Origin of the sequence: Antarctobacter albus, assembly GCF_900101505.1 — a bacterium.
Classification (GTDB): domain Bacteria; phylum Pseudomonadota; class Alphaproteobacteria; order Rhodobacterales; family Rhodobacteraceae; genus Antarctobacter; species Antarctobacter albus.
The window spans coordinates 282,699-308,993 of sequence record NZ_FMZI01000001.1 but is presented as its reverse complement, the minus strand read 5'-3'; the positions used below and the strand labels follow the sequence as shown (position 1 = coordinate 308,993).

25 protein-coding genes and 1 riboswitch are annotated in these 26,295 nt (G+C 65.1%); of the genes, 7 read left to right on the top strand and 18 right to left on the bottom strand.

The window, feature by feature from the left end:
• The first annotated feature begins 687 nt into the window (after positions 1-687).
• The 3 genes from BLQ71_RS01495 (at position 688) to BLQ71_RS01485 (ending at position 4,621) form a co-directional block, all read left to right on the top strand.
• Positions 688-1,749: a GSCFA domain-containing protein gene (locus BLQ71_RS01495; RefSeq protein WP_074620466.1), complete on the top strand. Its 1,062-nt coding sequence runs from the start codon at positions 688-690 to the stop codon at positions 1,747-1,749.
• Positions 1,746-2,555: a hypothetical protein gene (locus BLQ71_RS01490; RefSeq protein WP_074620465.1), complete on the top strand. Its 810-nt coding sequence runs from the start codon at positions 1,746-1,748 to the stop codon at positions 2,553-2,555. Before BLQ71_RS01495 ends, BLQ71_RS01490 begins: the two co-directional genes overlap by 4 nt.
• 77 nt (positions 2,556-2,632) lie before the next feature.
• Positions 2,633-4,621: a DUF4214 domain-containing protein gene (locus BLQ71_RS01485; RefSeq protein WP_133066106.1), complete on the top strand. Its 1,989-nt coding sequence runs from the start codon at positions 2,633-2,635 to the stop codon at positions 4,619-4,621.
• Positions 4,622-4,711: 90 nt separating this feature from the next.
• On the opposite strand, the gene BLQ71_RS01480 is transcribed toward BLQ71_RS01485, so the two are convergent.
• The 7 genes from BLQ71_RS01480 to BLQ71_RS01450 form a co-directional block, all read right to left on the bottom strand.
• Positions 4,712-5,167, bottom strand: coding sequence for a hypothetical protein (locus BLQ71_RS01480; RefSeq protein WP_043139362.1), 456 nt, complete (start codon positions 5,165-5,167; stop codon positions 4,712-4,714).
• 18 nt (positions 5,168-5,185) lie between these two features.
• On the bottom strand, positions 5,186-6,430 hold the full coding sequence (locus BLQ71_RS01475; RefSeq protein WP_074620463.1) for an agmatinase family protein: 1,245 nt from the start codon (positions 6,428-6,430) through the stop codon (positions 5,186-5,188).
• 25 nt (positions 6,431-6,455) lie between these two features.
• Complete coding sequence (locus BLQ71_RS01470) at positions 6,456-7,613, bottom strand: AAA family ATPase (RefSeq protein ID WP_074620462.1); 1,158 nt, start codon at positions 7,611-7,613, stop codon at positions 6,456-6,458.
• The gene (locus tag BLQ71_RS01465; protein ID WP_074620461.1) at positions 7,613-8,434 is read right to left on the bottom strand and encodes an RNA ligase family protein; all 822 of its coding nucleotides are present in this window, start codon (positions 8,432-8,434) and stop codon (positions 7,613-7,615) included. The genes BLQ71_RS01470 and BLQ71_RS01465 overlap by 1 nt, the downstream gene beginning before the upstream one ends.
• Positions 8,435-8,626: 192 nt before the next feature.
• Complete coding sequence (locus tag BLQ71_RS01460) at positions 8,627-9,397, bottom strand: ATP-binding cassette domain-containing protein (protein ID WP_043139369.1); 771 nt, start codon at positions 9,395-9,397, stop codon at positions 8,627-8,629.
• Positions 9,394-10,206 (bottom strand): ABC transporter permease, encoded by an 813-nt coding sequence (locus BLQ71_RS01455; protein ID WP_074620460.1) that lies wholly within the window; start codon positions 10,204-10,206, stop codon positions 9,394-9,396. The genes BLQ71_RS01460 and BLQ71_RS01455 overlap by 4 nt, the downstream gene beginning before the upstream one ends.
• A 90-nt stretch (positions 10,207-10,296) precedes the next feature.
• Complete coding sequence (locus tag BLQ71_RS01450) at positions 10,297-11,352, bottom strand: putative urea ABC transporter substrate-binding protein (RefSeq protein ID WP_074620459.1); 1,056 nt, start codon at positions 11,350-11,352, stop codon at positions 10,297-10,299.
• A 93-nt stretch (positions 11,353-11,445) separates the two neighbouring features.
• Positions 11,446-11,558: riboswitch (guanidine-I (ykkC/yxkD leader) on the bottom strand.
• Between the two features lie 159 nt (positions 11,559-11,717).
• Here BLQ71_RS01450 and BLQ71_RS01445 point away from each other — a divergent pair.
• Positions 11,718-12,500 carry an MBL fold metallo-hydrolase gene (locus tag BLQ71_RS01445; protein WP_074620458.1) on the top strand — a complete coding sequence of 261 codons (783 nt, stop codon included), beginning with the start codon at positions 11,718-11,720 and terminating at the stop codon, positions 12,498-12,500.
• Positions 12,501-12,509: 9 nt separating this feature from the next.
• Here the strand turns inward: BLQ71_RS01445 and BLQ71_RS01440 are convergent, their stop codons facing one another.
• Genes BLQ71_RS01440 through BLQ71_RS01415 form a run of 6 tightly spaced genes read right to left on the bottom strand, consistent with a single transcriptional unit; the run spans position 12,510 to position 17,800 of the window.
• The gene (locus BLQ71_RS01440; protein WP_074620457.1) at positions 12,510-13,262 is read right to left on the bottom strand and encodes a hypothetical protein; all 753 of its coding nucleotides are present in this window, start codon (positions 13,260-13,262) and stop codon (positions 12,510-12,512) included.
• Positions 13,259-13,873, bottom strand: coding sequence for a cysteine hydrolase family protein (locus BLQ71_RS01435; RefSeq protein ID WP_074620456.1), 615 nt, complete (start codon positions 13,871-13,873; stop codon positions 13,259-13,261). Before BLQ71_RS01435 ends, BLQ71_RS01440 begins: the two co-directional genes overlap by 4 nt.
• A gap of 11 nt (positions 13,874-13,884) precedes the next feature.
• Positions 13,885-14,682 carry an ABC transporter permease gene (locus BLQ71_RS25875; RefSeq protein ID WP_074620674.1) on the bottom strand — a complete coding sequence of 266 codons (798 nt, stop codon included), beginning with the start codon at positions 14,680-14,682 and terminating at the stop codon, positions 13,885-13,887.
• The gene (locus tag BLQ71_RS25870; protein WP_074620455.1) at positions 14,682-15,659 is read right to left on the bottom strand and encodes an ABC transporter permease; all 978 of its coding nucleotides are present in this window, start codon (positions 15,657-15,659) and stop codon (positions 14,682-14,684) included. Before BLQ71_RS25870 ends, BLQ71_RS25875 begins: the two co-directional genes overlap by 1 nt.
• Positions 15,656-16,720 carry an ABC transporter ATP-binding protein gene (locus tag BLQ71_RS01420; protein ID WP_074620454.1) on the bottom strand — a complete coding sequence of 355 codons (1,065 nt, stop codon included), beginning with the start codon at positions 16,718-16,720 and terminating at the stop codon, positions 15,656-15,658. Before BLQ71_RS01420 ends, BLQ71_RS25870 begins: the two co-directional genes overlap by 4 nt.
• A gap of 6 nt (positions 16,721-16,726) precedes the next feature.
• Positions 16,727-17,800: an ABC transporter substrate-binding protein gene (locus BLQ71_RS01415; protein ID WP_157923271.1), complete on the bottom strand. Its 1,074-nt coding sequence runs from the start codon at positions 17,798-17,800 to the stop codon at positions 16,727-16,729.
• Between the two features lie 248 nt (positions 17,801-18,048).
• Between BLQ71_RS01415 and BLQ71_RS01410 the strand changes: the two genes are divergently transcribed.
• Both BLQ71_RS01410 and BLQ71_RS01405 read left to right on the top strand, forming a co-directional pair.
• On the top strand, positions 18,049-19,128 hold the full coding sequence (locus tag BLQ71_RS01410; RefSeq protein ID WP_074620452.1) for an isopenicillin N synthase family dioxygenase: 1,080 nt from the start codon (positions 18,049-18,051) through the stop codon (positions 19,126-19,128).
• Positions 19,125-19,580: a hypothetical protein gene (locus BLQ71_RS01405; protein ID WP_074620451.1), complete on the top strand. Its 456-nt coding sequence runs from the start codon at positions 19,125-19,127 to the stop codon at positions 19,578-19,580. Before BLQ71_RS01410 ends, BLQ71_RS01405 begins: the two co-directional genes overlap by 4 nt.
• On the opposite strand, the gene BLQ71_RS01400 is transcribed toward BLQ71_RS01405, so the two are convergent.
• A complete protein-coding gene (locus BLQ71_RS01400; RefSeq protein WP_074620450.1) occupies positions 19,565-20,476 on the bottom strand; it encodes a LysR family transcriptional regulator in 912 nt (303 codons plus the stop codon). The two genes, BLQ71_RS01405 and BLQ71_RS01400, sit on opposite strands and share 16 nt — an antisense overlap.
• 138 nt (positions 20,477-20,614) lie before the next feature.
• Between BLQ71_RS01400 and BLQ71_RS01395 the strand changes: the two genes are divergently transcribed.
• On the top strand, positions 20,615-22,225 hold the full coding sequence (locus BLQ71_RS01395) for a GMC family oxidoreductase (protein WP_074620673.1): 1,611 nt from the start codon (positions 20,615-20,617) through the stop codon (positions 22,223-22,225).
• Between the two features lie 170 nt (positions 22,226-22,395).
• Here the strand turns inward: BLQ71_RS01395 and BLQ71_RS01390 are convergent, their stop codons facing one another.
• The 4 genes from BLQ71_RS01390 to BLQ71_RS01375 are packed head-to-tail and all read right to left on the bottom strand — an operon-like array spanning position 22,396 to position 26,273.
• The gene (locus BLQ71_RS01390) at positions 22,396-23,637 is read right to left on the bottom strand and encodes a cytosine deaminase (protein ID WP_074620449.1); all 1,242 of its coding nucleotides are present in this window, start codon (positions 23,635-23,637) and stop codon (positions 22,396-22,398) included.
• Positions 23,638-23,653: 16 nt separating this feature from the next.
• Entirely contained in the window at positions 23,654-24,655 is a 1,002-nt protein-coding gene (locus tag BLQ71_RS01385; RefSeq protein ID WP_074620448.1) for an ABC transporter ATP-binding protein, read from the bottom strand.
• Positions 24,652-25,434 carry an ABC transporter permease gene (locus BLQ71_RS01380; RefSeq protein ID WP_088702280.1) on the bottom strand — a complete coding sequence of 261 codons (783 nt, stop codon included), beginning with the start codon at positions 25,432-25,434 and terminating at the stop codon, positions 24,652-24,654. The genes BLQ71_RS01385 and BLQ71_RS01380 overlap by 4 nt, the downstream gene beginning before the upstream one ends.
• Positions 25,431-26,273, bottom strand: coding sequence for an ABC transporter permease (locus BLQ71_RS01375; RefSeq protein ID WP_043139986.1), 843 nt, complete (start codon positions 26,271-26,273; stop codon positions 25,431-25,433). The genes BLQ71_RS01380 and BLQ71_RS01375 overlap by 4 nt, the downstream gene beginning before the upstream one ends.
• Positions 26,274-26,295 lie beyond the last annotated feature (22 nt).

The window sequence follows — 26,295 nt, the reverse complement described above, 5'->3', positions numbered from 1 at the left end:
CTTAAATTCGCGTGCTCGCCATGCCAGTGCTTGTGCGAAGTGATCGCGCCCCCGGCCCACGTCGTGACGCGGACAAGGATGCCTTGACGGCACGGATGGTTCTCCATCCTCGCTTCACTTCGCATCTCGGATGCGAGCGGTTCAGCGGCCGCCCCCGTGGCCAGCAGACTTCACCCCCCAGTTGGGCTTGCAAAATTATTACTTTGCCCACTCTGTTCCGAGAAGGAGAAAATGGCGCATCCCGGCACAGTCCTGCCGTGAAATGGACAGTTTGCAGCGGATTTGCCGTGAATTCGACACGGATTGATCCGGCAACTTATTCAGAAATCGAAACAAGTAGCGCCCACAAAAGGTACAGAAACGAACTTCGGGCACCATATTTGGCGTCTCATCCCGATTCGCGACCGGCGATTGTCATCAATTAAAAAACAGTTAATGAAATACCTTTTCCAGCCGGGCGGCCGCCCTCTTCCTGCCACAATTCACACTGGACTGTCGCGGCAGCGGCATCAATCCTGCAACCGGCGCGGGATTGGGCAGAGAGGTCATCAGGCAATAGTGATGGAAATCCGAATCATTCGAAACAAATCGCGTATTTGCCTCTCAGGGTACTGCCAGCGGCGCTGCGCCACAGCATTTCTGCGAAAATGCCTTAGTTTGGCACGGTACTGAGCCTAAGCTGCGATCATGCCCTATTCCGCCCTGCCCCCTCAGGCCTTCTGGAAACCCTGCCGTGCTGCGGGAGATTTTCACCTGGACGCGCTCTACACGCCCAAGGTCGCGCTGCGGCCCGGGATGCGCATCGCCACGGCGGGCAGTTGTTTCGCGCAGAACATCGCCACCTATGTCCGCGCCTCGGCGCTGGAGCTGGTGGAGGCAGAACCGGCCCCGGCCCTGATGCCGCCCGAGGTCGCCCGCCGATATGGCTATGGCCTGTTCTCGGCGCGCTACGGCAATATCTACACGGCCCGGCAGCTTCGCCAGCTGCTCGAGGACGCCGAGGACGCGCAGCTGCACGAAGAGGCGCTCTGGCGCCGGGGCGATGTCTGGGTCGACGGGTTGCGACCCAACGTGGAACCCGACGGGTTCACCAGCGAGGAAGAGCTTTGCGCCTTCCGCCGGGATCACCTGCGCCGCGTGCGGGCGATGTTCGACACCACCGACGTGTTTGTCTTTACCCTGGGTCTGACCGAATGCTGGGCCGATCGCGACAGCGGCCTGGTCTACCCCAGTGTTCCGGGTGTCCTGGGCGGGCGTTTCGATCCGGAGCGTCATGTTTTTGTCAACCAGGGCTTTGCCGAGGTTCACGAGGACCTGACGGAGGCTATCGCCCGGCTGCGGCGCTGGAACCCCCGGATCAAGGTCCTGCTCACGGTCTCTCCGGTTCCGCTGACCGCCACCGCCAGCGGTGCGCATGTGCTTGCGGCAACCACCTATTCGAAATCGGTCCTGCGCGCCGTCGCCGGCGACCTTGCCGCGCTGGACGCGGGGATCGACTATGTCCCCTCTTACGAGATCATCACCGGCACGCCGTTTGGCGCGCGTTTCTACAACGACAACCTGCGCACCGTCACATCCGAAGGCGTCGCCACGGTCATGTCGGTGTTCTTCGGCGCCCACCCGGAACTGGGCGGCGTCCCGCGTCCCGATCTTGCCTTGCCCTCTGCCACATCCCGGCAGGATCGCCAGGACGATATCTGCGAAGAGGCCCTGCTGGAGGCTTTTGCCGCACCGGAGGCCCGGGCATGAGGCTTTGCCTGATCGGGGATTCCCATGCGGCCATGCTGATCGCGGCCCATCGCGCCGATCCGGCGGGCGACGCGCTGACCATCTTTGCCAAGCCCGGCCTCGCAGCTTCTGACATCGCGGTCGAGGATGGGATCCTGCGGGCGGTCTCGGAGGACCTGTGCAAACGTCTGGACGGGATGGGCACGTCCGACAGGCTGGATCTGCGCGACTTCGACGCCATCGTGATCGCGGGTTTGGTGCCATCGGCCTTTGCCGCCGTGCGGTTGCAGCAGGGCCACGCGGTGTCCGGCTGGCCATCGGGCGCACGGGCGTTGGCCCGGGCGTTGACCGACGGTCCCGGCACGCCGCGCCCGCTGATGACCCGCTCGGCCTATCGCGCGGCCCTGGTGGCCCTGACGAAAAGCTCTCTGGGCGCCACGCTGGCACGATCCGCGCCCTGTCCGGTGCTGCTCGTGCCACAACCTTTCCCCTCGGACGCCCTGTTGCAGATGGAAGGCAAATACCCGGTCTTTCGCCGCGTCGTCCGGAACGGCGACGGCGCCGCCCTCGCCGAGGATCTGCACGCCGCATACAATAGCGTTTTCAGAAAGATAGACGGCGCAAGCTGTCTTCTGCAATCCACGGACACACGCAGCCACGACTGCCTGACACGGGCCGATCTGATGCGTGCGGGTCCCCGCCTGGCCGAAGGCGGACGGCAGGAAAGCGACGATATCCTGCACGGCAACGCGACGCTTGGCGCCGTGCTTTGGGCAGGGCTGCGTCAGCGCCTGCGGACACCCGTCGAAACCACCTCAAATCCCTGAGACTTACAGCCAAGGTTCAAAGGCTGCGTTAATCGCCGATTGCCAGTTTCCCGCGTGGGGGCGACTGGAGGTGACACGTGGGAACACCGATTGTCGTATTGGCTGGGCAAAGCAATGCAGGCCGCATCGCGGGCGAGATCATCGACGCGCTGAACGAAACTTATGGGGCCGGGAACTATGTCCTGGTTCGGGCACATTCCTCGGGCGCACCGCTGACCAGCGCCCGGGACGGCAAGACCGACTGGGAAACCCCGGGCGAAATGCGCGCGGTGATCGTCGATGAAACCATCGCCGCCCTGCTGGCCACGCCGGACGGCTATGTCGCCGGGGTGATCTGGGTCCAGGGCGAAGGCGATACCGACCGCTCGGGCACGCCCGCCGATTACGCCCCGGACTTTCACGACCTGATGGGCGAATTCCGCGCCGGTGTCGCCTCGGCGATCAACCGTCCCACCGGGGTCGAGAACGCGCCCATCGTGATCTCCGGTCTCTCGGACCATGCCCCCGCCGCGTCCGAGCGCCTGCACTGGGACGCCATCCAGGCAGAGCTGATCCGCCTTGGCGCCGACAATCCCGGGATCGTCACGGTACGGCCCGACCCTGTCATGGCCGCCGCAGGGATCGCCCCGGCGCAGATCTTTTCCGACGGGCTGCACTATTCCGACCCCGCCAGTGTCGTGCTGGCCGACAGCCTGGTGGCCGCGCTGCTGGACATGCAGGTCACGGGCACCGGGGGCGCCGACACGCTGGTGGGCACCGCCGGAAACGACGTCTTCGTGGTCGATCATCCGGGCGACATCATCATCGAGGAAGAGGACGCCGGCATCGACCTCGTGCGGTCCTCGGTCGACTTCGAGCTGCGCACCTTTGGCCTCACCCTGGAAAACCTGACGCTGACGGGCACCGCCGACCTGAGCGGCACGGGCAACGGGCTGGACAACGTGCTGACCGGCAATTCCGGCGACAACGCACTGAACGGCGCCTGGGGCAATGACGTGATCTACGGCATGGCGGGCGACGACACGCTGCAGGACACCAAGGGCAACGACACCCTGGTCGGCGGCACAGGCAACGACGTCTACTACATCGACAGTCCCGACGACGTGGTGATCGAACTTCCCGGCGAGGGCCACGACCGGATCAATACTTCCGTCACCTTCCGCATGTGGGCCGATGCGCCCGAGGTCGAGGACCTGGTCCTGACCGGTTCCGACACCATCGACGGCATCGGCAATGCATGGAACAACCACATCACGGGAAATGGCGCTGCCAACTACCTGGATGGCGCGCGCGGCCACGACCTGCTCGAAGGCGGCGGCGGCGCCGATACGCTTCTTGGCCAGTCCGGCGCCGATACGCTGCTGGGACAGGCCGGGGACGACGTACTGTATGGCGACCAGATGACCGGCGCCTCGACGACCTATGCCGGCATGGCCTTTCGCCTGTACCAGGCCACGCTGGCGCGTGCGCCGGATGCCAACGGCTATGGCTACTGGACCGAGCAATTGGCCAATGGCGCCAACTATTTCAACGTCATCGCGGGTTTCGTGCACAGCCCCGAGTTCCAGGCCACCTACGGCAACCTCACCGACGAGGCCTTTGTCGAAATGCTTTACCAGAACGTCCTGAACCGCGCCTCGGATGCGGCCGGCAAGGCGGTTTGGATGGGCTACCTGGAGGACGGGCAAAGCCGCGAATTCGTGGTCTCGCATTTTGCCGAAAGTCCCGAATTCAAGCAGATGATGGAAGCGGAGCTGGCGCGCTGGACCCGCGCGCTGGGTCCGGATGACGTGCTGGACCCGGGTGCCGGGGATTCCACCCTGTCCGGGGGCGACTTGTCCGATACCTTCGTCTTTGCGCCCGCCTCGGATGGCACCCATGTGATCACCGATTTCGAAAGCTGGGACACGCTTGACCTGCGCGGCTTCGGCTATGCCGACACGGCGGACGCGCTGGCCGAGTTCCGCCAGCAAGGCGACGACCTGGTGTTCCAGGACGCCGGCGTCACCGTGGTTCTGCAAGACACCACCGTCGAGGACCTTGGGCTGGACACGCTGCTCCTATGAACACGACGATGCAGGCCCTTGCCTGATGGAAAGGTGACATGACACCGGCCCGGTCCCCCCGGGGGCAACCGGGCCGGCATCCTGGCCGGGTCAGTCCCCTTGCCCGGCCAGGCGTTCTCGCAGGAACTGGCGGATGTCCCAAAGAGACTTTTCGGTCATCGAAACATAGACCAGCGCCATGTTCGTCCGCTCGCGCACCATCTCGCCCGGGAAAGGCAGGTAGCTCAGCTCGCGCGATCCGAAGGATGGCGAGGCCGTGCCGACCTGCCACTCGGTCTTCAGCTCCACGTCCACCAGTTTCAGCGCGGTGCCGCCGCCCGCGCCGGGTCGCTCGAAGGGCACGCCCGCCAGCCGCAGATAGGCTGTCTTGTCCGCCGCTTGCACGAAACCGTCGATGAACTGCGTCGCCAGCACCTGCAACTCTGCCGCCTCATCCTCGGGCGGCAGGTGGCTGTGCAGGTGGTCGTGGTCATGCGGGTGGTTGTGGTCGTGAGGGTGGTGATGATGATGGTGGCCGATATGGCCGTTCACGATGTCATGCGGCATGCGTTCCTCCAGCCCGGCTCAGGGCTTGTTGCTCCAGCGGTTGCCCTCGTATTCGCCGTGCGGGATCGTCACCGGCTTGTCGATGTGCTTCTTGTGCGCGCCCATCTTGCCCGCCGCCACCATCGACCCCAGCACGTCCACGATCACCCGCGTCCCCATCAGCGCCGTGATGTCCGAGGTGTCATAGGGCGGCGAAACCTCGACCAGCTCCATCCCGCAAAGCCCCTCGGCCGCGACCTTGGAGGCCAGAGCCAACGCCTCGCGCGGCAGGAAGCCGCCCGGTTCAGGCCAGCCGGTTCCGGGAACGAACCCGCAGTCGATCGAGTCGATGTCGAAGGACATGTAGACCATGTCGACCCCGTCCCATGCCATCTCCAGCGCCATCTCGGCGGTCTTTTCGACGCCCATCCGCTCCATGTCGGACATGGTGATGATGTTGGTCTCGCGCTCGCGCGCGACCTTGACTGCCTCGCGCGGCACCTGCCAGCCTCCAATCCCCACCTGTACCAGGTTCTTGGCGGGCACGTTGGGCAGAAGGGTCGAATGGAACCACGGCGTGGTGTGCATTCGCTCGTCCAGGTCCTTTTCCTGGATGTCGGCGTGACGGTCGAAATGCACGATGCCGATCTTCTTCGAGGTGCATTCCGCGATGCCGCGCACACAGGGGAAGCCGATGGAGTGATCGCCGCCGATCATCACCGGGAAGCTGCCGGACGAGAAGACATGGCTGACGGCGCGCGAGATCTGGTCGAACGATTTTTCCAGGTTCGCAGGGATGGTGAACACGTCGCCCGCATCGCAGAGCGTCATCTGCTCGCGCAGGTCCACGCCCAGCTCGTAGTTGTAGGGCGTGTAAAGCGCGCTGATCTTGCGCACACCCTGCGGCCCGAACCGCGTGCCGGGGCGATAGGTCGTGCCACCATCGAACGGGATGCCCAAGACCGTCGCGTCATAGTGCTGAACCTCGGTCACGTCCTCGGCGTAAGGCGCCTTGAGAAAGGTGTTGATCCCCGCGTAATGCGGCAGTTCGCCCCGCGCGAAGGTCGGGATCGACTTGTCCTCGATGCTGTCCGCCCCGGTCAGGCCCATGCGCAGCGCCCAACGGCGTTCCTCGTCCCAGCGGTTCTCGGGCAGGTCGGCCTCGGCCTTCATCGACTTCCAGCCCTGCAGCCTGGTCAGGTCCGGGTGATGCGCGCGGCGCTCATCCCCGCGCATGTCGCTGGGATGGTGCGACCGGCTGCGGTCACGGGGTGGGAACATCATGCTCGATCTCCTTTTTCATCGGGTATCAGGCCGGGGCCGCCGTGGCGGCCTCCGGCAGGACATAGTGAATCTTGTGGGCCTCCCAGGCCTCGGGCGGCTCCAGCTTGCGGACCAGGGTGTCCAGCACGGTCTGTGGCACCACGGCCTCTCGGTCACGGTTCTGCTGGCCCAGCCGTTTGGGCGGCACCTCCAGGTAGACGATCTCGACCCGCGCACCGTAGGCCCGCGCCAGGGACAGGGGCTTGGCCCGCACCTGGCGGCTGACGTTGGTCGCGTTCCAGACAAAATCCCGGCCCGCCCGCAGGTGCACCTTGGCCCGTTCCCGCGCCGCATCTATCACCGCGCCCTGGTTCGCCGTCGGGCTGACGCCCATCTCGTCGCGCAGCGCGTCCAGGCTGACGACCGGGTGATCCGGCATGTGCGCCGCGATCCAGGTGTCCTTGCCCGATCCCGGCAGCCCCGACATCAGCGTGACGGTGCATCTGGGGTCTTCGAAGGCCGCGTAATGCGGATCGCGGTCGTCACGTTCGAAGAACGCCACCCGGCTTTCGTCATTGGCAAAGCCGAAGGGCGCGGTCAGACAGCACTGTTCAAGGAAAGCCTCGCGCGCGAGATCGGTGTTCATAACGATCCCCGGCACGTCCTGCGCGATGCGCCCGCGCGCATCGGCGCGGGCGTGCAGGCACAGAAGGTCGGGCCGGCAGCGCCAGGACAGCTTGATCGCCTCGCGCGCCGGGTCGTCCCGTTCGATCAGCCAGAAGGGCACCTGGTGATAGCTGATGATCCCGCAGAGCGCCTCGCGCCAGGCAAAGGGCATCTCGACCTCGCGCAGCAGGCGGCGCGCCATCAGGGATCCCCGGCGCGAATGGCCGGGGGCCTTGATGCGCCCATCCTCAGTGACCGTCGTGCCGGGTTTGCCCACGTCGTGCAGCACCGCCGCCCAGAACAGTAACTCCCGATCTGCCCCTGGCAAGGCGCGCCAGTCCGGATCGGCGATCAGCGCCTCCAGCACCATGCAGGTATGGATGCCCACATCACCCTCGCCATGATGGATCGGGTCCTGCGGGCAGTCGTCCAGCGCCTGCAACTCGGGCCAGAGGGCCTGAATACCCCCCCAGTCCAGCCGCCAATCGGGCGCCTGCGGCACCAGCGCCAGGAGATCGGGGAAAGAGAGATGTGCCATCACAGCCCCTCCCCGTCATAGGCGCCCGGCAGGCCAAGGCACGCGGCAAAGATGTCGACCCCCTCGGCCAGCCCGTTTTCTAGGATCGGCCGGTCGTGCCAATGGCCTTCGGATGCCTCGATCGCCTGCTTGAAGCCCGCACGCACGTATTTGTACCGCTCGGCCACCACGCCCTCGCGCTCCAGCTTCACATAAAGCCCTTCGGCCAGATCGCTCTTCTCGGTCTGCTTCCCGACCATCTCCAGCCGCGAGCCCGAGGCCAGAGCGGCGCGTTCCAGCGCCTCTTCCCAACCGGGCGTGCGGTAGAGGGACGGCTTGATGAAGCCCTCGACCTGCTTGACGCTGCGCAGTTCGCCCACATGCAAGACCGGCACCGGCATGATCGGCAGGCCGCTCAGCAGGTTCCGCCGTTCCTCGGTGGAGAGGAAGACCCCGGCCTCGCGGTCGAAGACGTCGAACTCCATGAAGTAATGCGGCAGCGCGTCGTAGAACTGCGTGTGCTTGGCCAACATCCATTCGCCATACATGACGAAACGGCAATCCAGCCGCGCGTGCAGGCGCGGCGCCAGCACGCTGGCCCATGTCTTGAAGAGGCCGAAGTGCCGTTCCCGCCCGCCGCCGGTCAGGTAGTGACCACGGCTTTGCAGCAGCAGGTTGCCCGAGGCGTCGAAGGAGACGGCGCAATTCGCGCCATCGAGTTTCTCTTCGACGACAAGGCTTTCGCCCGCCAGTTCCTTGAGAGGTTTGTCATCCGCCAGATCGCCCACCTGAAGGCGCGAGCCTTCAAGATGCCGCGTCCGCGGGTATTTCAGAATTTCCATTTGTCCATGTCCTGTCCGGGCACAAGGGGGATGCCCCCGCGCCGCTGCCCACATCGAACCGATGACCACCCCGGCGGGCGGCATCGCGTTGGTTCGTATGTGGCTGTCCACTACATGGCGAATACTCCTTGCGGCCGTCATAGGCGCCTTTGCACCTCCGGCCCAGTGGGGAATACCTGCCCTGCCCCGGCCCTAGCGTGCCTGCAACACATTGGTGCGCTCCCGCAGGGTCTGGAAGGGGATGCCATCGTCGCGGGCATCGAAGTCATATGTGATGGTTGCGGCGTTCTTTTCCGGGTCCTCCTCGTCCCAGACCGGCTTGTCGAAGGCCCAGACGCGATCCCCCAGCTTGAACGCCTCTTCGAGGTCATGGGTGATCATGAAGACGGTCATGCCGGTCTCATCCCGCAGCTCCTGCAGGAAATCGTGCATGACGATCTTTGTCCCCGGGTCCAGCGCACCAAAGGGTTCGTCCAGCAGCAGGATCTTGGGGTCGCTGGCCAGCGCCTGGGCAATGGCCAACCGTTGCAACATGCCGCCCGACAGGTCCGCCGGGTACTGACCGGCCACATGGCCAAGCCCGATCCGGTCCAGCGTCTTGCGCGCCTTGGTGCGTTCCTCGGTGCGCCGCGCACGCGACAGCCGCCCCCAGAAATTCGTGTCGAAGGCAATGGCGGCCACCAGGTTGTCGATCACCGTCATGTGCGGAAAGACCGAATAGCGCTGAAAGACGATGCCGTGGTCGCGCCCCGGCTCCTGCGCCATCGGCGCGCCGTCGATGTGGATCTCGCCATGCGTGGGCAGTTCCTGCGCCAGCAGCAGCCGCAGGAAGGTGGACTTGCCACAGCCAGAGGCGCCAACGATGGAAATGAACTGACCCTTGGCGACCGAGACGTTGATGTTCTCGATGATGGTGCGCTTGCCATAGGCCTTGGCCACGCCTTTGACTTCGACATAGCTCATAGCGACTCTCCATCCCAGGGGAAGGCCCGTTTCGAGATCTGGCGCAGCGCGAAATCCAGCAGGTAGGCGAGGAGCGTGATCCAGACGACGTAGGTCAGGATCACGTCCATCGCGAGGTAGCGCCGGACAAGGAAGATGCGGTAGCCCAGCCCCTGGTCGGCGGCGATGGCCTCGGCGGCGATCAGGAACAGCCAGGCCGGTCCCAGCGACAGCCGCACCGCCCCGATCAGGCGCGGCAGGACCTGAGGCAGGATCACGTTCAGCCCGATCGCCATCGAGGAGGCCCCCAGCGTCTGCGCCTTGATGAACTGTTCGCGTGGCAGGTCGATCACCCGCTGGCTCATGTCGCGGATCAGGAAAGGCGCGATGCCGATGACGATCAGCGCCACCTTGGAGACCTCGCCCAGCCCCAGCATGATGAAGAGGATCGGCAGCACCGCCAGCGGCGGCACCATCGAGAACACGGCCACGAAAGGCGCGAAAGGCGCCCGCATGTAGGGCAGCATCCCGATCAGAATCCCCATGACCAGCGCCAGCGAGGACGCGATCAACACCCCGATTAACAGCCGCCTGAGGCTTGCCCAGGTGTCCAGCCAGAACAGGATCTCTCCCGACCGCCGGTCCGGTTCGGTCAAAAGGCGTTCAGCCGTCGACAGGATCGTGGTGGGTGCGGGCAAGAGCTTGTCCGACGGGTTCACCGCAAGCCGCATTTCCGATCCGATCATGTAGATGCCCAGCACCGCGAGAAACGGCAAGGCGGCCAGCACCGTGGCCAGAACCGGGCCCGGTCTTCGATTGATCCAGCGCATGGGGTGTCCTCGACAGGCAGAGGTCCCGGGTCAGGCCCGGGACGGGGTGGAATGGACCCGGCCCGGTGCCTTGACCGGGCCGGGGGTCGCTCAGAGAGCCCCGTCCGCCGCCATCTGCATGTAGGTGGTGTCGAAACGGAACTTCACGTTGTTCGGGTCACCGGTGGTCGTGCCGTCGGGATATTCAACACCGACGAAATCCGGGCTTGGCGCGCCCTCGCCCAGGATGCCCTTGTCGAACAGGAACTCTGCCACGTTGACCATCGTCGTCGGCAACTCGGCCCCCTTGGTGAAGGTGACCGCCGCCGCCGGGTCATAGAACATCTCGGTCGACTCCAGTTGCGCCTTGTAGCCCGCAAGATCGGTGCCCGAGGCCTCGGCCATCGCGGTCAGCACCTCTTCGTCACCCGCTGCCATCAGGCCCAGCACCTCGTACCAGGCGCCCACCAGCGCCTTGCCGAAATCGGGATTGGCCGCCAGCGTGTCCGTGTTGACCACCATCAGGTCGATGATCTCGCCGGGGATGTCGGAACTGTCGAACACCTTGGTCGCGTTCGGTTCCTCCAGGATGGTCGAAACCAGCGGGTTCCATGTCACCACCGCCTGCACGTCCGAGGTGGTGAAGGCCGCGATCATGTCCGCGTCCGAGGTGTTGATGACCCCGCCCAGGTCACGCTCTGCCAGGTCGACGCTGTCCAAAGCGCGGGCCAGCAGGTAATGCGAGACCGACAGTTCCACCAGGTTGACAGGCTTGCCAGCAAGGTCGGCCAGGCCGCCGTCCTTGACGATCACCGCGTCATTGCCGTTCGAGAAATCGCCGACGATCAGCGCCGTGGTGTCCACGCCGCCGCCCGCCGGGATCGACAGCGTGTCCATGTTGGTGGCCGAAACGCCGTCAAAGGCACCCGCCGTGTACTGGTTGATGGACTCGACGTAATCGTTGATCTGCACGATATCGACGGTGATGCCGTATTTCTCGGCCCATTTGTCCATGATCCCGGACTCGTCCAGGTAGCCCCAGGGCATCCAGCCGACGTAGATCGACCAAGCCACGCGGAAATCGGTTTTCTCCTGCGCCAGCGCGGGTGCGCCGGCCAGCATGGCCAGCGCCGCGGTGGCGGCCATGAAATGGCGTCTTGCAAACATGGGTAATCCCCTCGTGCAGCGTTCCGCCAAAAGGTTCGCAAATCGGGGGACCGAGGCGGAACTCGAGAGAACGGTAGCCCCCAATGCGCAGTGTTCTCCCGGGTTTTTGCCCCGCCGTGTCCCGCCGGGAATTTGCCCGGCCGGTGGCGTCTCTTGGACCAGACCCTCAAGGGAGAGAGTGAGGCGGAACCCTAGACGCCCTGCATGGATCAGCATCTTGCGCATGGAATTTCTGTCACCTCGGGTGCTTCAAATCAGGGCGGTTCAAAATGGTTTAGCTGAAAGTATACGCGATTTTCCGGGTCTCTGGTCGAAAAATCGGCAGGCTTGTTGCGCAACGCGTCCCCGCGGGCAAGGCTGCGGGCATGAGCTATCCCGTTGCCTCGCCGTGGTACGGCACAAAGCAGATCGACGATCGCACCTGGGTTCTGAGCGAACCGCATGTGCATCCGATCTTTTCCGCCAACATCTTCCTCGTGCTTGGGTCAGAGGCCGACATGGTTGTCGACAGCGGCATGGGCGTGGCGCCACTGCGGCCCGTGATCGACGCATTGCGCCCCAATCCTGAAAGGCCCCTGATCCTGTTCACCACGCACACACATGTCGATCACATCGGCGCCGCGCATGAGTTCGAGACGCGGCTCGTGCACCCGCTGGAGGCCGACGAACTGGCCGCGCCCGAAGCCTACAGCCTCGACACCTCCGGCATTCCGGACCGGCTCGCCAAGCTCTTTGCCGATGCAGGCTATCCGCCGCTTTGGCCACACCTGGTGGATGCACTGCCGCACGCGGGGTACGATCTGGACGCCTACAGGCTGCATCCGGCCCCGGCGACCGGGACGGTCGAGGACGGTGCGGTGGTGGATCTTGGCGACTGGCAGGCCGAGGTCCTGCACCTTCCCGGACACTCGCCCGGCCAGGTCGGCCTCTGGCATGGAGAGAGCGGCACGCTTTTCGGGGCCGACGCAATTTACGACGGACCGCTGATCTACGAGGGGCCGGGCATGGACATTGCCGCCTATGCCGAAACCCTGCGCCGCATCCGCGCGCTGCCGGTCAACCGGGTCCTGGGCGGTCACGACCCGGCCTTCGGGCGCGGCCGCTGTCACCGGATCGTCGATCACTACCTCGCGCTCTGGGACGCCTGAACCGCCCCCTCAGGCCACGTCGTTGAGCATCTCCATCGGGCGCGTCAGCGGCACGTCCCGCGACTGGCCGAAGAAATCCACCGCGTGCCAGATCAATTCTCCATCTCCGGTGCAGCTCAGCACAGGCAGCCCCTCGGTCAGGGGATTTGTGGACAGCTCCGTGATCCCGTGCGCCCCGTCCCAGCAGCCAAAGGCAAATCCCTGCCCGAATTGCTGCTGCATGGCCCAGGTCCGCTGTCCCGCCTCCAGCGCGGCGATCATGTTGCGCGAGTTTTCCGCCTCCGGCAGCCCGACACCAAAGACGAACCGCGTTCCGACGGTGACCAGGTAGGCGTCCGCCGTGCCCGCCTTCATGTGCACCGCGCTGGCGGGATGGTCGCTGCGCCGGTTCCAGAGTTCCGCGTAATCGCCCAGCACCCCGGTTTCCATCAGTTGATCCGAGCCGCGGAATTCAAGCTGGCCGCTGTCTTCCTGTTCAGGACGGCCATGCCAGTTGATCAGCCGCTGCCAGGTGCAGACATCCGCGTTCAGCTCGACCACGCCCGCGAACCCCTCGGCCCGCAAGAGCGACAGCAGCGCCGCGTCCGGAAGGTCCGCCAGCGCCGTGGCGCCGCGGATGTCGGGCCGGTTCGGCGGGATGCGGACATCGACGTAAAGTGGTCCACACTGCATCCAGTGCACCGTTGTTTCCGTGTCGCAAAAGGCCTGCGACTTGAGCCAGGCCCTGTGCCAATGGCCCTGGAGGGTCTCAGTCGTGATCATTCCGCTGCCATCCTCTGTTCACTCATCGCCGTGATGATGTCCTCGGCGCTCAGGACCGCGCCTTCCTGCAGGTATTCCATCGCGTTCAGCGCGGCCTGGTGCGCCTCGGACGAGGTGCCGCCCACGCAATCCGCCACCACGCGGCAATGGTAATCCCCCTGGTGCCCATCGACGAAACTGTAGTGGACACAGACATCCGTCATGCCGCCGACAAGGATCAGCGTCTGCGCCTTCAGGCCCTTCAGCAGGATTTCCATTTCCGTGCCGTAAAAACAGGAATACCGCCGCTTGGGGACGTAGTAGTCGCCCGGCAGGCGGCCCAACTCCTCGAAGGCGACCGGCGTGCCCGGTTCCCCCTCCATGCAGTGGATGCCCTCGGACCCGTCCAGTTCGCGGCCGTAATCCACCATGTCGCGGCGGTGGATTTCCTGCACGAAGACAACCGGGATGCCCGCGTCATGGGCTGCGTCCACGACGCTGCGCGCACGTCGCATGTTGTCGGAATAGCCCGGCATGATCGGGATACCGGGATCTCCGTCCATGAAGGCGCTCTTCTGGATATCGATGACCAGAAGAACCGGGTTTCCGACGATGGTGGGCTGACGGGCCATGACGCTCTCCTTCAGTTGCGGGATTGATCCGCGCCCATCAGGCGCGGCAGGTCGCCCCAGCGGGCGACGGCGGAAAAGACAAGGACAGAAACACCGATAAAGGTGATCGCGGCCACGGCCATCGTCGGCGTGTAGCCGTTCCTCAGCGAGTTGAAGATCTGCAGCGTCACGGTGGCAAAGCCCGAGGCCGAGACGAAGAACATCACGATGAACTCGTTGAAGGACAGCACGAGCACGAAGAAAAAGCCCGAGATCGTATAGGGGATCGTCTGCGGCAGGATCACGGTGCGGAAGGTCACGGCCTCGGTGGCCCCCATCGTGGCGGCGGCGTCGAGATGCGACCGGTCGATGCCTTGCAGCCCGATCGAGATCGTGACCAGCGGCAGCGCCATCAGCAGGACCGCGTGGCTGAAGATGCCGGCCCAGATCGCGCCCAGCCCGCCCAGAAAGCCCCAGAAGAACCCCAGCCCCACGCCAAAGACGATGGGCGGCACCGCAAAGGGCATGGACCCCAGCGCCGCCAGTGTGCGCGACAGTTTCGACCCCGTGGACCACAGCAGGTAGGCCACCGGCCAGGCCAGAAGCACCGCCAGCAACGCCGCTCCGACGGCGACGATCACCGAATTCACCAGTGCCTGCGTCCAGACAGGCTCGGAGACGAAAAACTCGCCAAAGCGCGCCAGCGTCGGGTCGCGCGGGGGAAAGAACATGCTGCGCCCGCCGTTCAGGGCCGCGCCGCAGACCACGGCGATGGGCAGCGCCAGAAGGACCACGCAGAACGCCATGTAGAGGGGACCGAGAACCCGCATCACCGCGCCTCCGCCCATCTGTTCAACCGGTGCCCAAGGGTCAGGCAGAGCCCCGCCGCGAGCAGCAGGATCACCGCCTGCGTCGCCCCAAAGGGCGCGTTCAGGTTGGCGCCCCGGATGTTGCTGTAGATCGCCACCGCCGTCGTGTGTTGCGCGGGCGCGGCAAAGACCGTCACGGCGACATAGGTGCCCAGCAGGAAGACAAACAGCAGCAGGGTCGATCCGAACAGGGGCAAGCGAATGGCTGGCAGGATCACCGTGCGCGCCACGGTCCAGCCCCCGGCCCCCATCGTCCGTGCCGCCTCGCTTTGCGACCGGTCGAGGCGCGAGAGCGCCGGGTAGAGCAGGATCACCGCGTAGGGCCAGACGAGATAGCTCATCGTCAGGATGGTCGCGAATTGAGAGGTCTTGAACTTGACGTTGCGCGGGCTGGCCAGGCCCCAGTCGCGCAGGGTCTGGAACCATCCAACATCCTTGAGCCATTGCGTCAGCCCGGTGGACTTGATCAGCGCCGGGAGGCCCGAGTTGTTCGACAGCAGGATGTCCCAGCCCATGACGATGAAGACCTCGGACAGCGACAGCGACGACAGGATGAAAACCAGCCAGGCCGCCTGCGCCCGGCGCGACAGCCGCGTCAGCAAAAGCGTGAAGGGCAGCGCCGTCAGTACCGCCAGCAAAGAGGCGATCACTGCGTACCAGAAGCTGAAACCGAGCTGTTGCAGGTAGAGGAACGTCACCTCGTCCGGCCAGAGCGCGCCGACGAAAAACCGCTGATAGTTCGCCAAGGTGAAGTCCCACTGCCAGGCGGCGCCTTCGATCTTGCGGCCGAAACTGATGGCGATGACCAACAGGAAGGGCACGACGCAAAGCACCCCGATCACGACGCTCAGCAGCCAGGGCAGGATGCGGCGGGGCGTCGGACGCGCGCGCGCGGGGCGGTCTGGCATCTCGGCCTCGATCCGCTCCACCGCCGTCATTCGGCGGCCACCGCGGCCTGCGGATCGGGAAAGAGGTGCAGCGCCTCGGGCGGCAGACGGACCTCTGTCCGGTCCCCGATGACCAGCGATTTCCGGACTTCGCCCGGGGCGTTTTCGACCACCATCGCCCCCAAGGGTGTATCCAGGTGATATTCGCGGACCGGGCCGAGATCGCGCACGAAAGTCACCTTCGCGGAGAGCCGGTTTTCCCCCGGCTCATCGTCGAGGCAGGCCCGTTCGGGCCGGATCGCCACCCGCACCGGAGAGCCGCGGACAAAATTCGGCTTCGCGGAGAGATGCATGGGACCGACGCGGATGCCGCCGGGTTCGGTCACACCGTCAAAGAAGTTCGCCTTGCCGATGAAATCCGCGACAAAGGCATTGTCGGGGTGATGATAGATGTCCTGCGGGCTGCCCACCTGTTCGACACGTCCGTTCGACATGACGACGATGCTGTCGGCCATCGTCATCGCCTCGCGCTGATCATGGGTGACGACGACGGTTGTGATACCAAGGCGTTGTTGCAGCAGGCGCAGTTCCACCTGCATTTCCTCGCGCAGCTTGGCGTCGAGCGCGGACATGGGTTCGTCCAGCAGAAAGACCTCTGGTTCCTGCGCCAGGGCACGGGCGATGGCGACCCGCTGGCGCTGCCCGCCGGACAGGGCCCCGATGCGCCGGTCGCCGAAGGCCGACAGTTGCACGAGGTCCAGCAGCCTCTTGGCCGTTTCCGCGGCCTCGGTCCTGGACGCCCCGGAGATATGCAGCGAATAGGCCACGTTGTCCCGCACCGTCAGGTGCGGGAAGAGCGCGAAGCTCTGGAAAACCATGCCAAACTTGCGCTTGTGCGCGGGCAGCCCGGTAATGTCGCGCCCGCCCAGCAAGAGCGACCCAGAGGACGGCGCCTCCAGCCCCGCGATCATCCGCAGAAGCGTGGTCTTGCCACAACCCGAAGGGCCCAGCAGCGCCGTCAACTGCCCTTCGGCGAAGGTCAGGTTCACGCGATCGACGGCACGGGTGCCGCCGAAGCTTTTCGAGATGCCCTTGAGAACAAGGCCGGACATGGACGGTTACGCCCCGGCCAGCATCTTGTCCCAGCTCTCCTTGATGAAGGTCTCCTTGTCCAGGTAGGCCTCGTAAGCGGGCCGGATCGACGGCGTGCCAGAGACAAAGGCGAATTCCTCATCCGTCAGGTCTGTCTTGGACTGGTCCAGCAGGGGCGCGGTGCCGATCTTGCGGCTCATCAGGGCCTGCGTGGCCGGGTCGGACGAGAAGTTGATGAACTCCGCCGCCTCGTCCGCCTTGTCAGACAGAGACGACAGGCACCAGGATCCGTAGTCCTGCGGGTTGCCTTCCTTGGGAAAGACCGGCTTGATCGGGAAACCGTCGGCGGCCATCAGGTTGGCCACGTCCAGGTAATATTGACCGCCGATCACGTCGCCGTTCTTCATCGACTGTTCCATCTGGCTTTCGGCCGACCACCACAGCGCGACGTTCGGCTTGATCTCTGCCGCCTTCTCGATCAGCGCAAGGATGCCCTCGTCGTTCTTGAAGGTCTCTTCGCCGTCAAAGAAGGTCGCCGCGACGATGTCGAGGAACTGCGAATTGTAGTTGCGCGACAGGCCCAGCGAGGCCTCGTAAATCGAGCTGTCCCAGAAGTCCGCCCAGCTTGCAGGGACATCGACCTCGCCCGGGTTGATGACCATCGCCGTGAACCAGGACATGGCCCCGACCCCCAGCGCACCCTCGGGGGCCTCGAAGACGAAATAGGGATCCAGGTTGCCCGCCGCCGGCATGGCGGCCAGGTTCAGCGGTTTCAGAAGCCCGCCGATGCGGCTGGCCTTGATCAGCGTGTCGCGCGCGTAGAGAGACAAGTCGGCGGGCACGCTGCCGGCGGCGGTCGCCTGCTGCATGGTCACCAGCCAGTCGGTCGAGTTGGGCTGGGTCACGCTTTCCACCGCGATGCCGGTGGCATCGGTGAAGGCGGGATAGACGAATTCCTTGAAGCTGTCCTCGAAATAGCCGCCATAGCTGCCAATCTTCAGGCTGCGCGTCTGCGCGATCAGCGGCGTGCCCAGCACGCTCGATGCGGCGAGCCCTGCGGCCCCGGTCTTGAGCAGAGTACGTCTGTTGAGCTTGGTCATGGTGAGCTTCCTCATTCCCCGGCCGCGCCTTTCGCCGCGTGGACGCTGGCAGCCTCGTCATGCCCCCATGAGCGCGCGCAGACCGGTGACCGGTCAAAGAAAGCGACCGCAAAGAGACCAGTCGCCCCGGCAATTGATCAAATCGCAGGCAAACGGCACCGACCCGGCGGCATTCTTAATCGCCGCAGAGACCCGATCCGCCCTTTCGGGCCAGCCTGGGAACAGGCAAACGACTCGGGAGAGAACGCATGGCGCGCAGCACGATTTCGGACGACCAAAAGGCCCTGACGGTTGAGGATGCGACCCTGCCGGTCGTCGATCTCTCGGGGCTGTTTACGGGGGACGTCGCCGACAAGGCCAAGGTCGCCGCCGATCTTGGTCATGCGGCGCGGACCTCGGGGTTCTTCTACATCACCGGGCACGGGATCTCGCAGGAGTTGATCGACGCTGTCTTTGCGGCGTCGAAGGAATTCCACGACAAGCCGCGCAATTTCAAGATGCGCTATTGGTCCGGTTTCACCACCCATCACCGCGGCTACGTCCCGTTCGAGGAGAACGGCGCCGATTTCCCCAAGTCGATCAATTTCAACGAAGCCTGGGACATGTCCTACGAGGCGCCCGAGGATCACCCGGACTACCTCGCCGGCTGGCGCATGACGGGCCCCAACGTCTGGCCGGATATTCCCGGCTGGAAAGACACGATGTCAACCTATTACGACCAGGCCTTCGCGCTTGGCCTGCGCCTGCTGGACGCTCTGGCGCTGGAACTCGGGGTCGAAACAGAGGAACTGACCCGGCACATCACCTATCCGACCTCGCAGCTGCGGCTCCTGCGCTACATCCCCAATGAGATGCCCGCGACCAGGGAAATGGTCGGCATCGCCGCCCATTCGGACTTTGAATGTTTCACCATCCTGATGACCGGCGCGCCGGGCCTTCAGGTGATGAACGCCGAGGATGTCTGGATCGAGGCACCGCCGATCCCGGGCTGTTTCGTGGTCAACATCGGCGACATCTTCGAGACATGGTCGGGCGGGCAGTTCAAGTCCACGCAGCACCGCGTCGCCAATCTGGGCGAGGAAAGGTACTCTTTCCCGCTGTTCTTTGGCCTGGACTACCATGCGGTTGTCGAACCGCTGGAGAAGTTCCGCACGCCTGAGATCATGGAAAAATACCCGCCGATGAAGGCCGGGGATCACCTGATGCGCATGTCCGTGAACGCCTTCCGCTACATGGCGGACGCGCGCGAAAAGGGCGAGATGGTGCTGGAGTTCGATGTCCCGGACGAGAACCCCTTCAAGCGCGAGGCGAAAGAGCCCGGCACATGAACCCGCGTGCCCATCCCGATTTCGATCCCAACCCCCTGCCCCGCGGCGCCATCATGCGGGATTTTGACCTGACGCCGCTCTCGCCCGCCGTGGTCGAAGAGGATTTCGCAGCCGTTACCGGATCGGCGCATGTCCTCAAGGGACTCTTCGGCGACTGGCCCGACGGGCTGACGCTCGAGGAAAACCTTTGGGACATGGGCTGGCACGATCGCGAGTTCCTTGAAGGCCGGTCCTTTGCCTGGTCCCTGCGCGACAAGAACGGCGTCCATATCGGTTGTGCCTATTTCTATCCCGAGATGGGACGGAGGGGGGCGGTGCTTGGCTATGTCTGGATCGTCGACCGGCCGGACCGCATGGCACTGCAGGCAATGGTCATCGACGAGATGACCGACTGGCTGAACGGGCTGGTGGCGCAACCGGTCACCGTGACCTGGCATCAACCGCCCGGCTGAGCGTCGAACCGAAAGAGTGCCGCGCGTGCCCGCGTCTCTTCGCGCAGGAAATCGATCACCCGGCGGATGCGCGCGATCTCGCGGTCGTCCTCGGCATGCAGCAGCCAATAGGCGCGGGTAAATCGGATCTGGTCCGGCAGCACCGGCACCAGCGCCGTTTCGCGCGCCATGAAACAGGGCAGCACGCCCAACCCGACTCCGCTTTGCACCGCTTCAAGCTGGGCCTGGACGGTGGCGGCCTTGTAGACCGTCCGCGCGCCGGGATGCACCAGGCGGTTGAAATCCAGTGCCTCGGTATACAGCAACTCGTCGATGTACCCGACCAGCGGCATGGTGGCGAGGGCCTCGCGGTCTTCCGGTTTGCCATGCGCCTTGAGAAAGCCATGCGAGGCGTAGAGGCGCAGTTCGTAGTCGGTCAGTTTCTGCATGACGAGCCGCCCGGTTTGCGGGCGGTCAAGGCTGATGGCGATGTCGACCTCGCGGTTCCACAGCTTGTGCGCGGCAGGCACCGGCACCAGCTCGATTTCCAGTTCGGGTTCCTGCCGCAAGAGTCCGGGCAGCATCCGTGACAGGACCGCGTTGCCGAACCCGTCCGGCGCCCCGATCCGCACCCGCCCGGTCAGTGCGCCGGGGCGTTGCAGGCGGTCGAGGATCTGCGCCGCCTGCGTCTCCATCCGCTCGGCCAGCGGGATAAGGGCGGCGCCCGCCTCTGTCGGTATCAACCCGCCCGCACCCGGTTCCAGCAGGCGATTGTGCAGGGCCTCTTCCAGCCGTGCGACACGGCGGGCAACGGTGGTATGGCTGACGCCCAGCCGACGGGCAGCACCACTGAACCGCCCAGCCCGGGCGGTTTCCAGGAAATAGCGAACATCCGACCAGTCGAGGGATAGGCTCATGCCAGCTCCTTTCCCCACAGCATAGCCTGTCGCAGAATGAACGAAAACAGGCATCCCTCGTTCGTTTTTGCAGATTGCGCCGCCGGACCACGGCAACCCATACTGCACCCGGACCAGAGGGAGGCCGCCGTGCAGGATATTGGAACCTATGACTATGTCATCGTCGGCGCCGGTAGCGCCGGCTGCGTGCTGGCCAATCGCCTTTCCGAAGATCCGGACACCCGCGTGCTTTTGCTGGAAGCGGGCGGCAGCGACAATTACCACTGGATCCACATCCCTGTCGGCTACCTGTACTGCATCGGCAATCCGCGCACCGACTGGGGGTACAAGACCGCCGCCTGCGAGGGGTTGAACGGGCGCGAGCTGCTGTATCCACGCGGCAAGGTGCTGGGTGGCTGCTCTTCGATCAACGGGATGCTCTACCTGCGCGGACAGGCGGCGGATTACGACGGCTGGCGGCAGATGGGGCTGACCGGCTGGGGTTGGGACGACGTGCTGCCCTATTTCCTGAAATCCGAGGACTACTATGGCGGCGCCGACGAGATGCACGGCGCGGGCGGCGAATGGCGGGTCGAAGAGGCGCGCCTGCGCTGGGAGATCCTCGACGCCTGGAAGGCGGCGGCGGTCGAGGCGGGCTTGCCGGAGACCGACGATTTCAACCGGGGCGACAATTTCGGGGTCGGTTATTTCAAGGTCAACCAGCGCAAGGGCTGGCGGTGGAGCACGGCCAAGGGGTTCCTGAAACCGGCCCGCCAGCGGGCCAACCTGGATGTCATGACCCATGCCCAGGCAGAGCGGCTGCTCTTCGACGGACGGCAGGCGACCGGGCTGCGGTTCCGGCGCGAAAATGCCCCTATGCAGGTCCATGCACGACGCGAGGTGATCCTGTCCGCGGGGTCGATCGGGTCGGTACAGATCCTGCAACTCTCGGGGATCGGGTCCGGCGCCCTGTTGCAGGACCAGGGGATCGACACCGTCCTGGATCAGCCCGGTGTCGGCGCCAACCTGCAGGACCACTTGCAGATCCGCTGTGCCTACAAGGTCTCGGGGGCGAAGACCTTGAACAGCATGGCCTCGTCGCTTTGGGGCCAGGCGAAAATCGGGCTGGAATACCTTGCGACACGCTCCGGGCCGATGTCGATGGCCCCCAGCCAGCTTGGAGCCTTCGCCTATTCGTCACAGGAAGTGGCGACCCCGGACCTGGAATACCACGTCCAGCCCGTGACGCTGGAGGCCTTTGGCCAGCCGCCGCACGAATTCGACGCGATCACCGCCAGCGTCTGCCACCTGCGCCCCGAAAGCCGGGGGCATGTGCGCATCACCTCTCCCGATCCGATGGCGCATCCGGAGATCCAGCCGAATTACCTCTCGACCGAGGGTGACCGGATCGTGGCCGCCCGGGCCATCCGGCTGACGCGGCGGATCATGGACCAGCCGGCGCTGGCACGATACCGCCCCGAGGAATTCAAGCCAGGGCCAAGTTACCAGAGCGATGCGGACCTGGCCGAGGGCGCCGGGCAGATCGCCTCGACGATCTTTCATCCCGTGGGCACGGCGCGCATGGGCACCGATCCCGCCGCGGTGGTGGGGCCGGATCTGAAGGTCAACGGTATCGGCGGGCTACGGGTGGTCGATGCCTCTGTCATGCCGCGTATCACCTCGGGCAACACCAATTCGCCCACCATCATGATTGCCGAAAAGGCCGCCGACATGATCCGTACCGAGGCGCGGGAACAGGTGACGGCCTGAACCGCTTTCGGAAGGCGTTTCGCCGCGCTGACGCGCGACGACCGGCGGGGGGCTTTGCCCCCCGGACCCCCCAGAGGTATTTTTGGCCCAAAGAAACAGAGGCATGTGCCAGGCTTGCAGATGCCTGCGCAGGGATACCCCTGGCCGGTTCCCCCGGCGACGAAAGGGGGCTAGAACCCTGCCGAAAGCGCCGTGCGGGCCGGTTCCGTCCGGGCCACGACGCGGCCATCCGAGATGACGGCAAGGCGCGCGGGCCGCAGGCGCAGCGCCTCGATCGGGTCGGGCGCGTCCAGGACCACGAGACTGCCGCGCTTGCCGGGGGCAAGGCCGAAGTCTAGGCCCAGGACCTGTGCCGGGGTTTCCGTGACCATCTGGAAAGCGGCGCGCATCTGGTCCGGTGCGGTCATCAAGGCCACGTGCAGCCCCATGTGCGCCACCTCGAGCATGTCGCCCGAGCCCAGCGGATACCAAGGATCGCGCACGCAGTCCTGTCCGAAGGCCACCGTGACGCCGGCGGCGCGCAGTTCCGGCACGCGGGTCTGGCCGCGCCGTTTCGGATATGTGTCCATCCGCCCCTGGAGGGTGATGTTGATGAGCGGGTTGGGGATCGCGGCCACCCCTGCCTCGGCGATCAGCGGCAGGAGTTTCGCGACGTAATAATTGTCCATCGAATGCATCGAGGTCAGGTGCGACCCAGCCACGCGGCCCTGCAACCCGCAGCGGATCGTCTCGGCGGCCAGCGTCTCGATATGGCGGCTGAGGGGGTCGTCGCTTTCGTCGCAATGCAGGTCGACGCGCAGGCCCCGCTCGGCGGCCAGTTCGCAGGCCGCCCGGACAGCGGCCGCGCCATCCGCCATCGTGCGCTCGAAATGCGGGATGCCACCGACCACGTCGACACCGGCATCCAGCGCGCGGACCACCTGTCGTTCAGCGCCGGGGGCGCGGTACCAGCCGTCCTGCGGGAAGGCGACCAGTTGCAGGTCCAGCACGCCGCGCACCGCCTCTCGCACCTCCAGCAGCGCCTCGACCGTGCGGAAGTTCGGGTCGGTCACGTCGACATGGCTGCGGATCGCCAGCACGCCCTTGCCAACCGCCTGCCGGCAATACTCCAGCGCGCGGGCGACGATCTCCTCCCGCGTTTGCTCCTGTTTCAGCTCACCCCAGAGCGAGATGCCCTCGAGCAGGGTGCCCGAGGCATTCACACGCGGGCGGCCATAGCTGAGCGTCGCGTCCATGTGGAAATGCGGGTCGATGAATGGCTGTGTCACCAGCTTGCCTCTGGCGTCGATCACCTCGCCCGCCTCGACGGTGATGCCCGGTTCCACGGCCGTGATGATGCCGTCCGAAATGGCAATATCGGCCTGGGTGCCGTCGGCCAGCAGTCCGCCTTTCACCAGGATGTCGATACTCATGCGCCCTGCCCCTTGTTCACGTTCCGGCCATCACATGCGCCGCGCCGGGCGCCCAGGTCAGCCAGAACCGCTGGCCCGGTTCGGGGGCGAGGTTTTCAAGCTGGTCCTCGGTGACCTGCGCCTTGAGTTCCACGCCCTCCGGACCTTCGAAATAGCAGATGATCCCGGTGCCTGCGAACTCTTCCGACAGGAATTCCGCAGGCAGGGCGCCCTCGCCCGGATCGCTTGCGCTGACCTGCATACGGTCGGCGGCGACAACGATCTCCTGCCCCGGGGTCTTGCCCGGCAGGATGTTGTTTCGTCCCACGAATTCCGCGACAAAACGGTTTTTCGGGGCGCGGAAGATTTCCTGCGGCTTGCCGATCTGCGCAATCTCACCGTGACCCATGATGACCACGCGATCCGCCATCGCGAATGCCTCGGACTGGGAATGGGTGACGTAGACGAAGGTGATGCCCAGTTCCTTTTGCAGCCGGGTCAGAACACCCTGCATGCGGATCACCAGGTGTGCGTCCAGCGCAGAAAGCGGTTCGTCCAGGAGCAGCATCCGGGGTTCCGTCACAAGACTGCGAGCCAGCGCCACGCGCTGGCGCTGGCCACCCGAGAGCTGGTCGATGCGGCGCGTCTCGAACCCCTTGAGCCCGAGACGTTCAAGCCAGAGCATGGCACGGCCGTGCCGGTCGGGTTTCGACACGCCGCGCATCTTCAGCCCGAATTCGACGTTTTCCTTGACGTTCAGGAAGGGAAACAGCGCCAGCGACTGCCAGACCAGCGGCGTGTCGCGGTCATGGGCAGAGACCTCGTTCATGCGCTTGCCGTCTATGGTGATCTCGCCCGCTGTCGGTTCTTCCAGCCCGGCAAGCATCCGCAGCGTCGTCGTCTTGCCGCAGCCCGACGGCCCCATGATGGCGACGAATTCGCCGCGCCCGATGTCGAGGTCGAGGTGCTTGACGGCCTCGAAGGTGCCATAGGTCTTGCGGACGCCCGAAAATCGGACAAGCGGATCCGTGTCAGTCATGCATTGGTCTTTCGCAGGATCAGGAGCTGGGCCACGATCACCAGCGCCATCGAGGTCAGGAAGACGACCGTGCCGATGGCGTTGATCTGGGGATCGACGTTGCCCTGCAGGATTTCGAGGATCATCACCGGAACCGTCTTGTTCAGGCCCGAGACGAACCAGGCGACGATGAACTCGTCGAAGCTGACGGCGGCCGTGAGGCAATAGGCCGAGATCAGGGCCGGCAGGCAGAAGGGGATCACCACGGCCCGCATGGCCCGCCACTGCGAGGCACCGAGGTTCCAGGCGGCGGCCTCCAGCGCGGGGTCCATCTGGCTGAGCCTGAGCCGGCAGATCGCCATCGCAAAGGGCGCGCCCATGACCGTATGGGCGACGACGATGCCGGACAGCGTCCCGGAAATCCCCAGCCGTCCCAGCCAGGCCAGCATTGCCAGCCCCATGATCACCAGCGGGATGGTCGGCGGCAGCAGCGCCAGAGCCAGGTAGGCGGGTTTGAAGCGAAAGCCGTAGCGGAAATCGGTATAGGCGGTGACAAAGCCCAACGCGGTCGACAGGGCCGCCGCGCAGACGGCCACGATCAGCGAGTTGCCGAAGGCGGTCCAGACCTCGGGGCGGGAAAAGGCGGTCTTGTACCAATGGGTCGTGAACTCCCCCAGCGGGACGGTCGGGAACCGGTCAGAGTTCAGCGAAAAGACCATGCTGGTCAGGATCGGAAGAAAGACGAAGGTGAAGAGCGCCACGAGGTAGAGGCGAAAGGCGATGTCCGAAGGGCGCATCATTTCCTCCGCCCGTAGGCCGCACCGACGGCAGCGAAGGCCGCGACGAAAAGCGTGGCGATCATCATGATGGCGACGACGGCGGCGCGCGGCCATTGCTGGCCGGACTTGGTGGTGTCGATGATGAGGATCGAAAGCGTCGGAGGCTTCGATCCGCCGAGGTAGAAGGGACTGACGAAATCGCCAAAGGACAGGATGAAGGCAAATGTGGCGCCCAGGATCAGACCAATCCGCGCCGCAGGCAGGATCACCTGGAACAGCGTCTCACGCGGGGATGCGCCGAGGTTCCATGCTGCCTCGATCAGGTTGCGGTCGATGGCGGCCAGGCTGAAGGTCTGCAGGATGACGACCAACGGCAGGACGAGGGTCATGTAGCCCACCATCGCGCCAAAGCCCGAGTTGAGCATGGTGAAGGGCCCCAGCCCGCCAAAACCCAGCACCGCGTTGATCGGTCCGCTTTCGGCCAGCAGCACCTGCCAGGCGTAGACCCGCACGAGGTAGGAGGTGAAAAAAGGCACGATCAGGAAGAAGATCGCCCAGCGGCGGGTGGTTTCCGACACGCGGAAGGCCAGCGCGTAGGAGGCCGGAAAGGCGATCAGGCTGGCCAGCACACCGGCCAGCGTCGCGCGCCAGAGCGTGACCCAGTAGGCGTTCCAGAAATAGTCGCGCCCCAGCATCCGGTCCCAGTTCTTCAGGACGAAGTCCGGCTCCATCCGGTAGTTGCGCACCAGCCAGAAGGACATGGCGACCATCAGGATCAGCGGGCCGACAAAGAACAGCCCCTGCCAGATCAGCAGCGGCAGGCGCCAGACATAGGGGTAGGCATCGAAGCGTTTGGACATGATCGGGGAACCGGGTAGAAGG

Excerpts from the sequence above, each read along its gene's own strand:
- BLQ71_RS01410 (WP_074620452.1), top strand. The coding sequence starts at position 18,049 with ATGGCGCGCAGCACGATTTCGGACGACCAAAAGGCCCTGACGGTTGAG.
- BLQ71_RS01470 (WP_074620462.1), bottom strand. The coding sequence starts at position 7,613 with ATGGCACATCTCTCTTTCCCCGATCTCCTGGCGCTGGTGCCGCAGGCG.
- BLQ71_RS25870 (WP_074620455.1), bottom strand. The coding sequence starts at position 15,659 with ATGACGGCGGTGGAGCGGATCGAGGCCGAGATGCCAGACCGCCCCGCG.
- BLQ71_RS01420 (WP_074620454.1), bottom strand. The coding sequence starts at position 16,720 with ATGTCCGGCCTTGTTCTCAAGGGCATCTCGAAAAGCTTCGGCGGCACC.
- BLQ71_RS01490 (WP_074620465.1), top strand. The coding sequence starts at position 1,746 with ATGAGGCTTTGCCTGATCGGGGATTCCCATGCGGCCATGCTGATCGCG.
- BLQ71_RS01385 (WP_074620448.1), bottom strand. The coding sequence starts at position 24,655 with ATGACTGACACGGATCCGCTTGTCCGATTTTCGGGCGTCCGCAAGACC.
- BLQ71_RS01440 (WP_074620457.1), bottom strand. The coding sequence starts at position 13,262 with ATGATCACGACTGAGACCCTCCAGGGCCATTGGCACAGGGCCTGGCTC.
- BLQ71_RS01375 (WP_043139986.1), bottom strand. The coding sequence starts at position 26,273 with ATGTCCAAACGCTTCGATGCCTACCCCTATGTCTGGCGCCTGCCGCTG.
- BLQ71_RS01475 (WP_074620463.1), bottom strand. The coding sequence starts at position 6,430 with ATGATGTTCCCACCCCGTGACCGCAGCCGGTCGCACCATCCCAGCGAC.
- BLQ71_RS01400 (WP_074620450.1), bottom strand. The coding sequence starts at position 20,476 with ATGAGCCTATCCCTCGACTGGTCGGATGTTCGCTATTTCCTGGAAACC.
- BLQ71_RS01390 (WP_074620449.1), bottom strand. The coding sequence starts at position 23,637 with ATGAGTATCGACATCCTGGTGAAAGGCGGACTGCTGGCCGACGGCACC.
- BLQ71_RS25875 (WP_074620674.1), bottom strand. The coding sequence starts at position 14,682 with ATGCGGGTTCTCGGTCCCCTCTACATGGCGTTCTGCGTGGTCCTTCTG.
- BLQ71_RS01415 (WP_157923271.1), bottom strand. The coding sequence starts at position 17,800 with ATGACCAAGCTCAACAGACGTACTCTGCTCAAGACCGGGGCCGCAGGG.
- BLQ71_RS01435 (WP_074620456.1), bottom strand. The coding sequence starts at position 13,873 with ATGGCCCGTCAGCCCACCATCGTCGGAAACCCGGTTCTTCTGGTCATC.
- BLQ71_RS01405 (WP_074620451.1), top strand. The coding sequence starts at position 19,125 with ATGAACCCGCGTGCCCATCCCGATTTCGATCCCAACCCCCTGCCCCGC.
- BLQ71_RS01465 (WP_074620461.1), bottom strand. The coding sequence starts at position 8,434 with ATGGAAATTCTGAAATACCCGCGGACGCGGCATCTTGAAGGCTCGCGC.
- BLQ71_RS01480 (WP_043139362.1), bottom strand. The coding sequence starts at position 5,167 with ATGCCGCATGACATCGTGAACGGCCATATCGGCCACCATCATCATCAC.
- BLQ71_RS01445 (WP_074620458.1), top strand. The coding sequence starts at position 11,718 with ATGAGCTATCCCGTTGCCTCGCCGTGGTACGGCACAAAGCAGATCGAC.
- BLQ71_RS01495 (WP_074620466.1), top strand. The coding sequence starts at position 688 with ATGCCCTATTCCGCCCTGCCCCCTCAGGCCTTCTGGAAACCCTGCCGT.
- BLQ71_RS01380 (WP_088702280.1), bottom strand. The coding sequence starts at position 25,434 with ATGATGCGCCCTTCGGACATCGCCTTTCGCCTCTACCTCGTGGCGCTC.
- BLQ71_RS01460 (WP_043139369.1), bottom strand. The coding sequence starts at position 9,397 with ATGAGCTATGTCGAAGTCAAAGGCGTGGCCAAGGCCTATGGCAAGCGC.
- BLQ71_RS01455 (WP_074620460.1), bottom strand. The coding sequence starts at position 10,206 with ATGCGCTGGATCAATCGAAGACCGGGCCCGGTTCTGGCCACGGTGCTG.
- BLQ71_RS01450 (WP_074620459.1), bottom strand. The coding sequence starts at position 11,352 with ATGTTTGCAAGACGCCATTTCATGGCCGCCACCGCGGCGCTGGCCATG.